Consider the following 14,902-nt stretch of genomic DNA (forward strand, 5'->3'; position numbering starts at 1 on the left):
GTTCCGGCAGAGCCGGATTCAGTCTCGATGCACTGGGCCTTGGCGGGTGGTGGAGCGGCGGCGTCGTTGTTTTGGGTCAATCGCGGCTGGTGGGATGAACCACGGTTTGTGATCATCGCCCATTTTGATTTCCCAGATGCCGCGGAATCCGCTGGTGCTGTGGATCAACCGGTGGTGGTTACGGCAGAGGAGGGTGAGGTTGTCCATCACCGTCGGACCGCCCACTGACCAGGGTTTTATATGGTGCGCGTCGCACCACGCCGGTACGGCATCACAGTTAGGGAAGGCGCAGCCTTTGTCCCGGGCGATCAGCGCCGTACGTTGTTCCGGTGTGACGAGGCGTTTGTGCGGCGTTGCATCGAGCGGTGCGCCGTTGCCGTCCATCAGGACGGTGGAGAGCATGCAATCGCAGGCGAGCATCCGGGTCAGGCTCACACTGAGCGGCCCCATCCACGGCATGTACCCCACATCAAGATCCTCGACATCAGGCTCATCGTCATCGAAGGCACTGCCATAGAACTCGCCATCATCCGATGCGGTTTCGCTGCGCATGGTGGCGCATTCCCGATGCTCGGCAAGGTCTTTCGCGGTGATGTGCACGTTCACGTGCGGACGCTGACCGCCGTCGACACCGGTCATGGCATTGTCGAGGTACCGGCGGATCAGTTCAGTGAAGGCGTCGGCGGTTCGTTTGGCAGCTGATCGCTGATCCGGGGTTCCGTCCGCTGCTGGTTTCGGCATCGACAAACCCGAGAGAGCCGACAACAGCATTTCGCCGGTCAACGCGTCGAATTCACCCTTGATCGCGACCCGTCCGTTAAGCGTCGGCGAAATCCGCAAGACGTTGAGGTCGTCGTCCTCACCGGGTGGGGTGTCGTCGGATTCGAAGATCCGCTCGAGAACCGCAATCGCGTAGCGGAGTTTGATGGTGGTCGCTTCCACGCCGGATGCCGCGGCGAGAAGGGTTTTCATGCAGGACGGTAACGCCCTGTCGGGCATGCCTTTTGGTGGGGATTCGCAGAACGCGGCAATTATTGCCGCATGATCGAGCGAGAGGTCGCCGGCCTCGAATTGGGCAGTAATGTCCGGGAATGCCCGCAGTGCGGCACCGAGGGCGGCAATTTTGTTGCCGGCTGCGTTCTGCAACATCGTATTCGCCGCCAACCACCGACCCAAACCTCGATAACACAGCACCTGCTCATCAGGATTGAGCGCCAACGCATCTACTGCGGCAACCCGAATCGCTTCCAACCGAAGAATTTCCGCAGACACACTAACGGCAACGTCCCGAACATCGGCCGGTCGCAACCGCCACAACCTGCCACGCACACCCGTCGCGGAACCGGCTACAACATCCTCCACCGAAACAAAATCGTTCACCGTAGTCATCAAGGCCTCCCCACCCTTGACCCAATTATACTCGAACGTCTATTCGAATCAATAGGCATATCGGGCACATTCGATTTGCATCGAGTGCGGCTCGGGGAACTCGAGTAAGTCTGCAGGGGAATAGGTTTGAGATTCGGTCAGATCAGGATGTCGGTTGCTCGGTGGTTTTGGTTTACGCCTTCGAAAAAGGCCACGGTGCCAGTCGAGTTATTGATTCGAAGCGGAGCGATAGCTTGGTAGGCGTCCGATGTATACCAGTGTTGGGCCGCAGCGGACGTGGGGAATCGGAGGATGATGAGATCGCCTGACCACTGTCCCTCGCGGACGTCAGGCAAGCCTCCGTGGATGATGAAGCGGCCCTCGAACGGTGTGAGGGTGCTGTCGATGCGTTGGAGGTATTCGGTGATGTCGTCTCCCATGGCGACGTTGTTGAGGATGCCAACTACGTAGCTTTCAGTCATGTCTGGTTCCTGCCTCTCGGAGGAGCGCGTGTATAACTAATCGTTTGTCTCTCAGTAAGGTTCAGCTAGATTCGCTCTGGAATCGAGTGTTGCAGGAGCAACGGCGCCGCGTCGATTACCTCAGGGGTAATGTGCCGCCCTACGTATGAGTGTGTCGCCGTGTTCGTCAGTGATGCGTCAGGTCCTGCAATCCGGCGACACGAAGCAGATCGAGCTTGGCTGCGTCGGCGGATCCGGGCGCGACTGTGTAGACGACGATCCGCAGGTCGCCGCTACCGGGCGCGCTGAGAACATCGCAGTCAACGGTGATGTCGCCAACAGTGCGGGTATGCACTGTCTTTCGGCTGGACCGGTGCAGGGCTACGTGTGCTTGCTCCCAATGCGCTGCAAACTCGTCGGATTCGGAAAGGAGGCGGTCGACGAGGTCCCTGAGCGGTGCGTCGTCGGGATAGCGCCCCACTGCGGATCTCAAGTCCGCGACCAGATCCGCTCTGAATTCGTCTTCTCCGACGGCGGTATGAGTGACACGTGTGTTCTCCTCGGTGAAAACCCGCCAGACAAGATTGTGCTTAAACCCGGCCAACAGTGAGGGATCGCCGAGCAGTGCTGCCCAGAGCGGATTCCACAACAGGAGGTCATGCGCGGCGCTGAAGACGCCGACCGGCACGTCGCCGAGACGGTCCACGATCCGCTGGACGCTCGGACCCACGTGGCGCGGCAATGAGGCAGGCGTCGGAGTAGCGACTCCGGCGACTCGATACAGGTGGTCGCGCTCTTCGTCGGTCAGTCGCAATGCCCGCGCGAGCGCGCCGAGCAGTTGCGCCGAGGGATTGGTTGCCCGGCCTTGCTCGAGGCGCACGATGTAGTCGACGCTGACTCCGGCGAGCATCGCGAGCTCTTCCCGGCGAAGCCCTCGGGCACGCCGACCTGTACCTGGAGGCAGACCGACGTGCTCAGGCTGCACACGGTCACGCCAGGCGCGCAGCACACTTGCGAACTCGTCCATGCCCTCATCCTGCTCGCTGTTGGCGCGTAGTGGGTAGTACTGCTGGTCCCACCGTCGATCGGTGCCTGGTGCGCGCACCGAAGTTGAGCGAGCGTTGTGGACATGACTACGACACTTATTTCAGGAGCCAACCGCAGCCTCGGCCTGGAGACCGCGCGACGGCTCATCGACGCCGGCCACACCGTCTACGCCGGGATGCGGGATCTGGCTTCAGCTGCCGAGGTGCAGAACGTCGGCGCTCACCCGGTCCAACTCGACGTCACGGATCAGCGCAGCATCGAGGCGGCGCTCGCGCAGCTGCCCGAGCTCGACGTTCTGGTAAACAACGCCGGCGTCCTCGGCAGGTCGTTCGGCGTCGACGACCTCGACGCCGACGCCATGCGGGAAGTATTCGACACGAATGTCTTCGGCGTCGTGCGTCTTACGCAGGCCGCGCTTCCGTTATTGAGACGCTCGTCGAACCCGGTGATCGTCAATGTCGCCTCAGGAGTCGGCTTCGCCCGTTCGCTAGCCACCCCTGGTACGGATGAGCACTTTGTGCGGGCCGTGCCGTATGCGAGCTCGAAGGCGGCCGTGATCGCTTTGACGCTCCAATACGCGAAGAACCTGCCGGACTTTCGGGTCAATGCCAGCGATCCGGGCTACACCAGTACCGACTTCAACGGCCACCGTGGACACCAGACCATCACCGAAGGCACTGATGCGACGGTGATGTTGGCCCAACTAGGCACCGGTGGACCCACCGGAAAGTTCTTCAACCGCAATGGCGATATCGACTACTGAACTATGCCGTTGAGCGCCCTACGGTCAGCTCGGGAACACGGCACTCCAGTCGTTCTCGATGCTCGCTATGGTCCAACCCCGGGCATCCGCGAGATCGAATGCCTGCTCGGCGCCCTCCCGATATGCGAACTCGCGACGTGAATCATCGTGCTGTACAAGTATTTGCAACGATGGGAGGTCCGCTCGCTCCGAGAACTGCAACATCGGGATATCGCCGTTGCTGTTCCCCGCGGCGAGGAGCGGCCGTCTCCCGATACGGCTCCAGATTCGGACCGGCTTCTCGGGGCCGTCGACCAATACGTCCAATGCGGGTTTATGGACGAGCGTGCCGCCGCGGCCGTCGGCCTTCCATACCAGCGACGCGCTGCTACCGATGACTCGCTGACGGGGCACCCCGTACACGTCCAGGCTGATCGGCCGCATGAAGTCACGCCCACCGCCGGAGACGATGTAGTTGTGGAACTCGTTCGTCTCGAGGTACCGGAGCAACTCGATCATCGGCACGTAGCCACATGTCAGATAGGTACGTCCTAGGGTGGGATGGTCTGTCGTGCGCAAGAATTGGTCAGCCAGCGTCTCGAATTCTTCCACGGTGATGTCGGTGTACGCCATCAGCACCCCTTTGGCGAACACCTTCACCCCACTGTTGTCGCCGTGGTAGTGACCGGTGATGACACTGCTGAACCAGCCGTAGTCGCGGGTGACGGCGGCGAGCCACGGTTGGCGGGTGCCCAGAGCGGGATCCTCCTCAGTCATGACCACGAGGCGGCGCAGGATGAAGTCGAGCTGAATGGGCATCGGTTTCTCACACCACAGCGTTCCGTCGTTGTCGAACACCGCGATTCGCTCTTCGGCGGGGACGGCCCCCGGACCTCCGGGATCCGTCACCCGCCCGACGAACTCCAGGATTGCTTGCTTACTCGGACCCTCGTGCCAGCTGGGGAGCGGATCACCGATCTGTCCGCCGGTGTCCAGATCGGATCGAACGTGTTCGGGCATAACCTGATTCCTCCTCGATGTTGCCACCACACGATGGTCCTGCTATTCGCGGGAAAGCATGGCCGCGGCTTCGCGTTCGAGGTCGACGTAGGGTTCTCCACTGACGTCTACGACGATCCGGTTCAGGGAGCCGCCGGTGAACGCCCATGGTGCGGTGCCCGGGTAGTCATCGGTGACGGGTTCCCCGATGGCGCGACCGGCGCTGAGACCTTCGCCTGCGATGCTGAACTTGCCTGGCTGAGTTCGGATTCGGCCCTCGCCGACCTTCCGGTCACCGTAGAACAGGCCGAGGGTGCCGTGGGCCGTGCCAGGCGGATCCTCACCGTCCTTGTCGAATGTGGCGGCCAGGATCAGGTTCTCGCCGGTCGGCAGATCCTCGGTGGCGACGATCCGCTGCTGTTCGCTGCCGAGGAAGTTGTAGACGTAGTGCAGGCGGTTGTCCTTGACATAGAGGGAGTGGCCGCCGAAGCGGCTGCCGTGCGAGAAGAGCACCCCGGATGCCCCTGGGTTCGGGAGATCGACCAACGCGCCGATCGAGTAGGAGCGATTGCGAATGTTGACGGCAACGGACTCGGGGACCTCGGCGCCACCCGCCCGGTAGATGTAGCGGTTACGCGGAGCCGCAAGCTGCGGGCGAGGGGTGGTGAGGATCTCGACAGCCGAGCGGTCGTCGAGCGGAAATGCCTGGTTGGCGCCGGCTTCGTGGAACCACAGGCCCACCAGCTCGGCGAGCCTCCCGGGCTCCTCGGCGGCGAGGTCGTGCAGCTCGGATCTGTCGATCTGGGTGTGGTAGAGCTCCCAAGTGTCCTCGGGGAACCGGCCCCAGCCACTGATCGCCGGGTGGGTGGTGACGGCCTTCCAGCCGTCGTGCCAGATGCCTCGGGTGCCGAGCATCGAGTAGAACTGAGTGTGTTTGGCTGTCGGGATGGTGGCAGCGTCGAAGCTGTAGCGCATGCTCACGCCCTGCAACGGATGCTGGGTGTAACCCTTCACGGCGTCGGGCAGTTCGAGTCCGAGGCAGTCCAACACGGTCGGAACCAGATCGATGGCGTGGTGGTACTGATCACGGGTTTCTCCTCGGGCGGCAATCCCGGCCGGCCACGAGATGATGCACGGGTCGCAGGTTCCGCCGTTGAACGAGTATCGCTTCCACATCTTGAACGGGGCATTGAAGCCCATCGCCCACCCGTTCGGGTAGTGGTTGTAGGTCTTGGTACTGCCGAGTTCGTCCAGCATGGAGAGGTTTTCAGCAAGATCGTCCGGCACGCCATTAGCGATTTTGTTCTCGTTTACCGAGCCGTTCGGACCTCCCTCGCCACTGGCGCCGTTGTCGGAGACCAGCATGATGATGGTGTTGTCGAGTTGCTCGACCTGTTCGAGGTAGTCCAGTAGTCGGCCGATCTGGTTGTCGCAGTGGGACAAGAAACCCGCATATACCTCTGCCATCCGGGCGAACAGTCGCTTCTCGTCGGCGGAGAGGGTATCCCAGGGGCGGGTGAAATCCAGAGGCGGGAATGGCTGCCCGTCCGGACCGGTGCGCGTGTCGGGAGTGCCGATCGGATTGAGCGGCGGTAGCTCGGTGTCGGCAGGGACAAGGCCCATTTCCTTCTGCCTGGCCAGGATCTGCTCGCGCATCGCCTCGTAGCCGTCGTCGAACCGGCCTCGGTAGCGGTCGGCCCACTCACGCGGTACTTGGTGCGGGGCGTGCGCGCAGCCCGGGGCGTAGTAGAGGAAAACCGGCCGTTCGGGAGCGATCGCCTTGACGTCGTCGAAGTACTGAATGGCTTTGTCGGTGATGTCGACGCTGAAGTGGTAGCCCTCCTCCGGTGTGGCCGGTTGCTGTACGGGGTGGTTGTCGTGGATCAGGTCGGGATACCACTGGTTGGTCTCGGCGCCGAGGAAGCCGTAGAAGCGGTCGAATCCGCGGCCGATCGGCCAATTATGTTTGGTGGAAGCGAGATTCATCTCGTCCTCGGCGCACAGGTGCCACTTGCCGACCATTGCAGTGCTGAAACCCTGCTCGACGAGGACCTCGGCGAGTGTGGCGCACTGCGGTGGAATGTGCCCGTTTGCGCTCGGAAATCCGATGGCCGCTTCACTGATGCAGGCCATCCCGTTGGTTGTGTGATTACGGCCCGTCAGCAGACAGGACCGAGTCGGCGAGCACAGGGCTGTGGTGTGCCACTGCCCGTAGCGCAGTCCGCGTGCAGCGATCTTGTCGATGTTCGGCGTCTCAATCGGGCCTCCGTAACAGCCGAGCGCGCCGAATCCGACGTCGTCGAGGACGATGTACAGCACGTTCGGTGAGCCTGGCGGTGCTTTAGGCTGCTCGTACGGGCCCCAGTCCGGGACGGAGTCTCGTATGTCGAGGTTGACCACGCCCCTGAATGCCTTGGCCATTGTCTGCTCCTCATGTCGGGTTCCCCCACCTATCCACTACACCACCATCACCCCGACGTGAACAGGGCTTGTAATCTCCCGTTACTTGAACAGCCTGCCCGCCGTGAGTCGCGTGGAGCGAGACGGATCTTCGTCAGCCGCGATTCATGCTGGGCTGCATGAGAATTGGTCAAGCCACTAGGGATGCTGGTTTCGCTTTCTCGGCTGACGATGAAACCTGCGCCGCGCAGGCTTCCCAGGCGCGCGTGAAGTTCGCGATTGGACCATGCTTCTGTGGACTGGCCGAAGTGTTCGATATCCGGGCGCATGCAATAACCCTGATTCGGGCCGGGGCCAGAGCCCCGAACTCGAGGTGGGTCATCTTCCGTTTCTATTCGTCTGTGCGCCAGTAGATTTGCGATGCACCCGCAACGCCAGGCTTGCGTAAGAGTCGACGGAAGCCCTCCCGGGCAGCAGTTCCGAACACCGTTCGCGGGAATGGGGGATCGGGGTGCGCAGTCCTGATCTGGGACGCCAGCGGGCGTGCCGTCCAGTTCGCGGGCCACGGTGCGGCTGTGAATTCTGTAGGTCCGTCGAGATTCTGGACCGTGCTGCCTCGGGTACCAAAGGATGTGCGAACTGAGGAGTAATTACCGGCAACGTCGACGTGGAGCGAGCCGTCGACGACAGACAGCACCCATGTGTCGATTTCCTCGAGCAGCGTGGCGGACCCGCTGTCACACCCGTCGCAGGCACAGTCGGGAATCGATGCCAAGCACACCGCCGGATCGCCTGCGCTGATCGAGATGTTGAACGGATGGTTGGAGTCCACCGGAGTGTGCGTAGTCAAAATCAGTGGGACGGCGCCGTCGGCGGTAGGTTCGAGAACGGTGTCGGCTCCGCCGGAATCGAAAGGGCGAAGCGCCCACCGCACAGGTGATGCTTCTCGCGCCCAGCCCCGGTCGAGGAGAACCGTTGTCCACGCCTGCACTCTCGCGACCACGATCAGGTACTTCTCCGGGTTGGTGGAACGCTCGTAGTCTGCCTCGGCCCGATCGGGACCATCCTTGTACGGGTTCGGCCACTCAGGAGTGTGTGCGCCGGTGAGGGCGAATTGCTCGTCGACATCGTCGAGTAGTTCGCAGATCTCTCGCGAGAGCACCGAAGTGCTCTCGCCCCAGCCGGTTTCGTGCATGCTGCGGACGCCGTCGTTGCATCGCTCCCACCATGACCTTGCCGGATCTGTAGCCATCGCATGGACATTACCCGTCGACAGGCTTTTCACGCGCCCGCTCAGCGCGGTGCCAGTCATTGTGGCGACGCTATCTTTGACAGCCGAGAATTTTGATCAGTTGCCGGCTCGGGCAAGCAGGTCGCGTGCGGGAGAACTTCCGTCGAGTAGCCGGGTCGTGCGCTGCTTGATCTTCCACTCGCCCTCCGTCTTGACGAGATCGAACCGGTTCGCCGCGACACGCCACACGCGGAAGGAATCCTCGCCTTCGTTGCGCCGTAACAATTGGGAATGGCCCGTCGCAGTAGCCTTGTCTCCGTCGACGACGATGTTGAGCGGGGCGAGAATATGGCCGCAACCGGTGTTGATGTAGTCCTGGTGTGGTGTGGTGCGGACCATCTCGGCGATCTCGGCGCGACCGTTCAGGGTACGAATATCGATGTCGTACACCGCATCCTCAGTCCACATCGCACCGACCTTGTCCGCCTCTCCGGCGTCGACGGCGGGACCGTATGCCGTCACGAGTTTCTGGATCGCAATCTCGTCTTCGAGTATTTGCACTCGTTCGAGGAGTGAGTGGACCAGCGCGGTGATATCGGTCATCGGGTCTCCTTGGTGTGGTTAGTGTTGCGGCCGACCTCGGGTAGTACATGCACGCGTGTCAGCGAATTCGATGTTGCGGTCCGGACAGTAGCAATGGCAGCGCTCGACTGTGTGGTCGATGTCGGAGACCGGGACGGGGTCGGAGTCAATGGTCTATCCCGACAAGTATTTGTCTTTCTACGTCCCGGTGAATGGACAAGGTATTACCGAGCCGCCGAGTTCGGTGTACGTCAGAGCTATTCACTTGGTAGGGAACATCATTGAGAACCACGAGTGGTCCTGCCTGCGGATAGAGCTGGGCGCCTGATCAATGTGATTGATCAGGCGCCCAGATTGTTGCGGCACAACCCGCCGTTCCTACGCGGAGCTAGTCCCCACCGAGGACTGCGAGCCTGCGGCAATTCCGTGTCGGAGGCGAGTGATCTCGTTGCGTGCTTCGACAACTTCGGGACTGTCGAGACCCTTGCTGACAGCGAGGTCCCCACACAGATCCAATGCAGCGCGAACGATATGACGTCGTTGGCGTCGCTCGGGGCGGGTCTGTGCGGCTCTGACGTAAGCGCGCTGTTGTCGCCACCCACCGGCAGCAGTAACTTCGTCGTCGGTCAACACTCCGGATTCGATTTCCGGAGCGAGAACATCACGGACGAAATGGGACTCGCGTGGGTGCGCCCAGACAAATGCGATCCACAATGCCGTCAAGGCGAAGATGATGTCGCCGACCATGACGACCAACACGATGGATGAGTTGCCGCCGGCGAGTGCCAGCATCGAGTCCCATACGCCGTGAATCAGAATCGGGGCCACGATCAACGCCAGCCCGCGTCTGATTTTGCGAGGTTGTGCCGGGGTGCCGATCAGATAAATGACTCCGGCACAGAACAGTGCGGTGAAGAGAGGATGCGAAACGATGTCGGAGTATGCGCGAAGCGCAATGGAACCGATCAGCCCGTCGGTCTGGTGCGCGCCGAAACCTTGTGTCGCACCGACAACCGAGTACAAGAAGTCCTCGCTGGTTTGAAATCCCAGGCCGATGAACGCGCCGAGTAGCAGTCCGTCGGTTGCGGTGCGGACCAGTCGCGGCGCAAGAGCGAGGAGGACAACAATGCCGATGCCTTTCGCGGTTTCCTCCACGAACGGCGCCGAGAGTCCGGCTTGCCAATCCTCCGCCCAAACCTGTCCGAACAGCTTCGAGTAGAGCGAACCGAGTGCGGAGTTACCGGAGATCGCGATGGTGAACGTCGCCGCGGAGGCTCCCCAGACGAAGCCGGTGAGTACCAATCCCACGGGTTGGCGTTCGTACCGGTCGATGTGCCGGAACCACCATGTCCACACCGCAGCACTGATGACGGAGACGACGCCGGCGACAAGGAGTGCTTGCCCGAAGTATCCCGAATAGGGCGCGAACATCTGCCAGGCTTTGACCACGCCGACGCCGCACATCCACAGGTATATCCAGAACACGACGTTGCGCGGCTGGATAAACCGGAACTTCTCGCCCCACGCCGTCGCCTCTAGTGCTTGGGAGCGTGTCTCGAGCAGGTCGGCGCTCACTTGGTATCTCCCTCAGTGGTGCCGAATGACGCGATCATATCGGCGATTTCTTGACTGTGACTTGCAATCTGGTCGGGCGGACCGACCACTTGCACCCGAATTCCCTTGTCGCCGACGACAAAAGTCGCCATCGAACCCGCGGCGCGGGGCGTATCGAAGCGAATCTGGACGCCGGTCAAGCCACCATCGGTGGTGACTGGCTGCGGTGGGCTGGAGATGGCGAGTACAGAGCTTCCGTTTGTCGCAAGACTTACGGCGTCGACCTGTGAGAGAAGTTCGTCGGCGGTGCCGGTGAAGTCGTCAGCGTCGACGACGAAACTCACGCTGCCACCGGTCAATTCCACCCTCGGCACGGAACCGGACGCACTGCGTTGGTCGATGAGGAAGCCGCTATCGATATTCCAGCCCGCGGGCACAGTGAACGACACCGACTCGGTCACAGCCAGGCGGTCGCCGGCAACTGTCGGATCTTCCGACGACACAGCGGAATCGATGGCCGGAACGATCACAACCCACAGCAGCCACACGGCCAGAATTGCGGCTGCGTGCGGAAACACGCGTGTGTCGAACCCGAGGAAGCGGTGATCGACTGGTGGCCGTCGTCGATGCGTTCTGTGTTCGTGTTTCGACGGGATACTCCCGATAATGCTCAAAATTCCTCGTTCCCATTGTGCCGAATGTGTATTGACTATCCCAGAAATGGGACGAATGGCGGGAACGGAGTGCGTGCCGTCACCTACCGCCCACCGAGAACGGCGGCACAGCGGGCAGTCCGGGTTATGCGATCGCGCATCTTGCGTGAGTCGACGTGCTCCTTGACGACGTGGTCCTTGACACAGCGTCAGTTACGGCGTTTGACTGAGATGCGCGCTCGTGTTGAATCGCCCGACAGTGTTCTGGGAGGTCGCCGCATGTATGGCATAGGTTTGACGAGTTCGGGACATCGATGCGGAGTGCGAGCCCGCCGCAAGGGCGTCTCGGTGCTGGCACTGGTCGGAGCCTGCCTCGTTTCTCTGGCAGTTCCCCAGACTGCCAGCAGCGAACCGGCCGCAGGAACCGTCGACACCGGGTTCGCGATCCCGTTTTCCGGGGCACCTGGCTACGAACACCTGGCGCCGATGCAGCTGACCAGTCCGGATCAGCTCAACCAGCCACTCGGTCAGCAAGCGGCGGACGAGATTGCCGCTCAGATCGGGCTCGACAGCGAGGATGCGTTGTCGGAGCAGCAGTATCGCGACCTCGTCACGGGCGGTGGGGTCGGCGGCAGTCGCGAGGCCGCCGAGATTATCGACGAATGCGCCCGGATCCTCACCAATACAAACGGGCGTCCCCTCTATTCCACAAACGACGGCAACGTCACGTCGTCGGTTCTGGCCAGCTACGGGCTGTACGTGAATTCCATTGGGCTGCTGGAGAGTCCGGCCAACGCGGACGCGCCGACGAGGCAGGTGAACTCCTTGATCGCTCCAGGCGGATTTGTGGGCACATGGATGAGGAACAACGGCGCAACACAAACCCTGGTTGCGCTCTATCAGTCGGCGTACACAGTGCAAGCGGTCTATGGCTTTGCATCGCAACAGATGTCGGGCACAGCGCAACTGGTGACCAACACCAAGGGAGGTGCGAGTTCAGAGGTCGGTATGTCGATGGCGCCGCCGCTCTGGATAGTGAACTTTGCGCTGCTCTACATATTGAAGCCCTCCCTGGCGGCTGCGATGCCTGCCCAGTGGGCTCCCATTCCTTCGGCGGTTGCCGACGCGATAACGTCGAGCCCTACCGGCCAGGTTTCTTTCAGCGACTATGCGTCCTATTTCGAGTGAACGCCAACTTTTTTCCGACGTTCCGAGTCGCCCTCAGGATTCGACAGTTACCTTGACGACGTTGTCGTCGCCGTTGAATCGGACCGCCGGCCAGTATCCGTCCATGAAGTGTGAACCGCACGTATCTGCCAGATCAAGGACGACTTCGTTGTCGGGAAATACCACCACTGCGTCGAGTGCCAGGTCTCGTAGTGCGTCGTCGAGTTCTTCCGTGGAAGGAGGGTCCTCGCTGAACTCGTAGACGACCGCTTCGACGGCCTGGTGATGGAGGCGTTGGAGTTGATCGAAGACGTGGTGCAGGCGGGGGAGCATGCCGCGTACGGCGTCGGAGTCGACGGAGTGGGCGATGAATCCAACGTCCCGCCCGTCGATGTTGCGGGTCAGGCTGAAGTAGTCGTCGTCCAATCGCACGCCGTCGGACAAGATGTGATGCCCGCGGACAAAAGTGCCGAGCGTTTCGTCAACGATTGCGGAGTCGGAGTGTGTCGTCACGAGATCAGCTTAAAGTGCCCGTGTCGCAGTGAGGCCGATCGATTCGGTACCCGAGCCTTCCGGTATTGGCGCGGGTGGAATCGACGCCACCGGCACCTTAATTCAAACTTGGTGGACTCGGGGTTTTCCCGGATGAAACGCAGGTGGTGAACCTCTACGCTACCGCCATGGACTTGATCGTCTGGATTATCGCGACGCCGATTCTTGCCGCAGCACTCGCGGTCGCCATGCGACGAACGCTGGGGGCGAAAGTCGGGTGGCCGCGAACACTGGTGGTCTCGGTGATAGCGCTCTCGGTGGGTGTTTCGCTGGCGAGCTACGTCGCAACGCTCGCCGGAATTGCGAGCCCGGACGGTCAACTACTGGTGAGCGAGGGAATTGCACTCACCTTCTTCGGAGTCGCCGCGCTCTGGGTTTTCGCGGCGTGCCTGGCTGCGTTGGTCTTCCTTGAAGTTGTCATTCCTACGGGGTCCGTACCCGGTGTGCCAGAAACGCTGCGGCGCAGCCGAAAATCGTGGCGCCGAACGAAGCGGTACGTCCAGATCATGAGTATCTTCATGCGAGCGGGAGGCGGGTCAGCTCTCCGCGCCGGACCGTCCGCACCTCAGTTCGGGAACGCGTTGGTGGAGATCGTCAGCCGATGCGGTGTCACTTTCGTCAAGTTGGGACAGATCCTCGGCACACGAGACGACCTGGTACCACCCGAGCTCGCTCGCGCCCTCTCGACACTCCAAAGTTCGGCGCGACCGGCCGATCCCGACCGCATTGCGGAGCTGCTGGCATCGGAACTTGGCGACGTCCCCGAAGCGGTGTTCGCGTCGTTCGAAGTGGAACCATTCGCCGCTGCCTCTGTCGCACAGGTACATTCCGCGCGCACCACTGAAGGCGTCGACGTCGTGGTGAAGGTTCAACGCCCCGATGCGAGCGCACAAGTGAGCGTGGATTGCGATATCTTCCTTCGCGTTTCATCCCTCGCGGAGACCCGTTTTCCCTGGGCACGCGATATCGGCGTTTCACCGACTCGCCGGCGGGCTCGTCACGTCGCTGCTCGAAGAGCTCGACTACCGTACCGAGGCAGCGAATACCGGCGCGATTGCCTCCACCATGGCAAACCGCCCGGATATCGTCGTTCCGCACGTCTACCTCGACCTCAGTAGCGGACGGGTGCTCGTGATGGAACGTCTTCACGGCACACCGCTTTCCGACGGTGAGGCCGCGCTCACCGGCCTCGACCGCGACACCCGCAGCAGAATTGCCACCGAACTGCTTGCGTCACTGCTCGACGGGATCTTTGTCCACGGGGTGTTCCACGCGGACCTGCACCCCGGAAACATCATGATCCTCGATGACGGCCGGGTCGGGCTCCTCGACTTCGGCGCAGTGGGCGTGCTGGACGGGGAGACACGGATACTGTTCGCCGTACTCCTGAACGCTGCCCTGGCCGGAGACCCGGTGGCGACCGTCGACGCGATGTTGATGGCATTCGACGTACCTGCCGATGTGGAACGCGGAGCGCTGCGACACCAGGTGGGCCGCGAGATCACCCTGCTCAGTGTTCAGCCCAATGTTTCCATGGCATCGTTCGCGCGAATGTTCACCGTGCTTCGAGATCATCGAATAGGAGTGCCGGGAGACGTCGCCGCCGCATTCCGTTCACTCGCGTCATTGGAGCGCGCCCTCCGACTCCTGGATCCGCACATCGACCTCGTCGCTGCCGTTCGCGCCGAAGTTCCCCGACTGTTGACCCAGGTCGCCAGTCCGACTGCGGCCGCGCAGGCGATCCTGTCGACGACGGCGGTCACAACCGCGGTAGCCAGGCGTCTTCCTGGTCAGCTCGACCAGATCGCAACCTCCCTCGCGTCGGGAAGTTTCACTCTCCGCACCCGTTCTGTCGCACATCCCGACGACAGGCGATGGCTCCGACGGTCGGCGAACAACGCCCTGGGAATGGCGGCTGGAGTTACCGCGCTGATTGTCGCGGCGATCCTGCTGTTCGTACCTGGCGGACCACAACTCACACCTCAGCTGTCGGGCTACGCACTCGTGAGTGCGGTACTGGGCTTCGTAGGAGTCGTTCTGTGCATGCGGACCGTGTTCCGTTTGTTCACACTCGACGGCAGGCGGTGAAACCTCACCTCCCGGGTTAACGTTGCCCAATTTCCCCGCAGGGCGAATGTGTTGCGGC

General features: G+C 61.9%; 14 protein-coding genes. 4 read left to right on the forward strand and 10 right to left on the reverse strand.

Features of this window, described 5'->3' with window-relative positions:
* Nucleotides 1-18: 18 nt before the first annotated feature.
* The 3 genes from RG2_RS01145 to RG2_RS01155 form a co-directional block, all read right to left on the reverse strand.
* The gene (locus RG2_RS01145; RefSeq protein WP_033231626.1) at nt 19-1,389 is read right to left on the reverse strand and encodes an HNH endonuclease signature motif containing protein; all 1,371 of its coding nucleotides are present in this window, start codon (nt 1,387-1,389) and stop codon (nt 19-21) included.
* 137 nt (nt 1,390-1,526) lie between these two features.
* Nucleotides 1,527-1,850, reverse strand: a complete 324-nt coding sequence (locus RG2_RS01150) for a DUF1330 domain-containing protein (protein WP_033231625.1) — start codon at nt 1,848-1,850, stop codon at nt 1,527-1,529.
* Nucleotides 1,851-2,016: 166 nt separating this feature from the next.
* Nucleotides 2,017-2,856, reverse strand: a complete 840-nt coding sequence (locus RG2_RS01155) for a helix-turn-helix domain-containing protein (RefSeq protein ID WP_033231624.1) — start codon at nt 2,854-2,856, stop codon at nt 2,017-2,019.
* Nucleotides 2,857-2,958: 102 nt separating this feature from the next.
* On the opposite strand from RG2_RS01155, the gene RG2_RS01160 reads away from it, so the two are divergent.
* The gene (locus tag RG2_RS01160) at nt 2,959-3,639 is read left to right on the forward strand and encodes an SDR family NAD(P)-dependent oxidoreductase (RefSeq protein ID WP_033231817.1); all 681 of its coding nucleotides are present in this window, start codon (nt 2,959-2,961) and stop codon (nt 3,637-3,639) included.
* Nucleotides 3,640-3,663: 24 nt separating this feature from the next.
* On the opposite strand, the gene RG2_RS01165 is transcribed toward RG2_RS01160, so the two are convergent.
* The 6 genes from RG2_RS01165 to RG2_RS01200 form a co-directional block, all read right to left on the reverse strand.
* A complete protein-coding gene (locus RG2_RS01165) occupies nt 3,664-4,638 on the reverse strand; it encodes an HAD family hydrolase (protein ID WP_051730263.1) in 975 nt (324 codons plus the stop codon).
* Between the two features lie 42 nt (nt 4,639-4,680).
* Nucleotides 4,681-7,038, reverse strand: coding sequence for an arylsulfatase (locus RG2_RS01170; protein ID WP_033231623.1), 2,358 nt, complete (start codon nt 7,036-7,038; stop codon nt 4,681-4,683).
* A gap of 370 nt (nt 7,039-7,408) precedes the next feature.
* Nucleotides 7,409-8,329, reverse strand: coding sequence for a DUF6226 family protein (locus RG2_RS01180; RefSeq protein ID WP_230589999.1), 921 nt, complete (start codon nt 8,327-8,329; stop codon nt 7,409-7,411).
* A 36-nt stretch (nt 8,330-8,365) separates the two neighbouring features.
* A complete protein-coding gene (locus RG2_RS01185) occupies nt 8,366-8,851 on the reverse strand; it encodes a nuclear transport factor 2 family protein (protein WP_033231622.1) in 486 nt (161 codons plus the stop codon).
* 357 nt (nt 8,852-9,208) lie between these two features.
* Nucleotides 9,209-10,405, reverse strand: a complete 1,197-nt coding sequence (locus RG2_RS01195) for a PrsW family intramembrane metalloprotease (RefSeq protein ID WP_033231620.1) — start codon at nt 10,403-10,405, stop codon at nt 9,209-9,211.
* Nucleotides 10,402-10,962, reverse strand: coding sequence for a hypothetical protein (locus RG2_RS01200; RefSeq protein WP_230589998.1), 561 nt, complete (start codon nt 10,960-10,962; stop codon nt 10,402-10,404). The genes RG2_RS01195 and RG2_RS01200 overlap by 4 nt, the downstream gene beginning before the upstream one ends.
* A gap of 354 nt (nt 10,963-11,316) precedes the next feature.
* Here RG2_RS01200 and RG2_RS01205 point away from each other — a divergent pair, with 354 nt between their 5' ends.
* A complete protein-coding gene (locus RG2_RS01205; RefSeq protein WP_033231813.1) occupies nt 11,317-12,225 on the forward strand; it encodes a hypothetical protein in 909 nt (302 codons plus the stop codon).
* Nucleotides 12,226-12,258: 33 nt separating this feature from the next.
* Here RG2_RS01205 and RG2_RS01210 read toward each other — a convergent pair whose 3' ends face one another.
* Nucleotides 12,259-12,717 carry a hypothetical protein gene (locus RG2_RS01210; protein ID WP_033231619.1) on the reverse strand — a complete coding sequence of 153 codons (459 nt, stop codon included), beginning with the start codon at nt 12,715-12,717 and terminating at the stop codon, nt 12,259-12,261.
* 167 nt (nt 12,718-12,884) lie between these two features.
* Between RG2_RS01210 and RG2_RS32145 the strand changes: the two genes are divergently transcribed.
* Both RG2_RS32145 and RG2_RS32150 read left to right on the forward strand, forming a co-directional pair.
* Entirely contained in the window at nt 12,885-13,874 is a 990-nt protein-coding gene (locus tag RG2_RS32145) for an AarF/UbiB family protein (protein WP_255285209.1), read from the forward strand.
* Nucleotides 13,762-14,844 (forward strand): ABC1 kinase family protein, encoded by a 1,083-nt coding sequence (locus RG2_RS32150; protein ID WP_255285220.1) that lies wholly within the window; start codon nt 13,762-13,764, stop codon nt 14,842-14,844. Before RG2_RS32145 ends, RG2_RS32150 begins: the two co-directional genes overlap by 113 nt.
* The last annotated feature ends 58 nt before the right edge of the window (nt 14,845-14,902 follow it).

The sequence above is a fragment of the Rhodococcus globerulus NBRC 14531 genome (genome assembly GCF_001894805.1).
In the GTDB taxonomy this organism is placed as follows: Bacteria; Actinomycetota; Actinomycetes; order Mycobacteriales; family Mycobacteriaceae; genus Rhodococcus_F; species Rhodococcus_F globerula.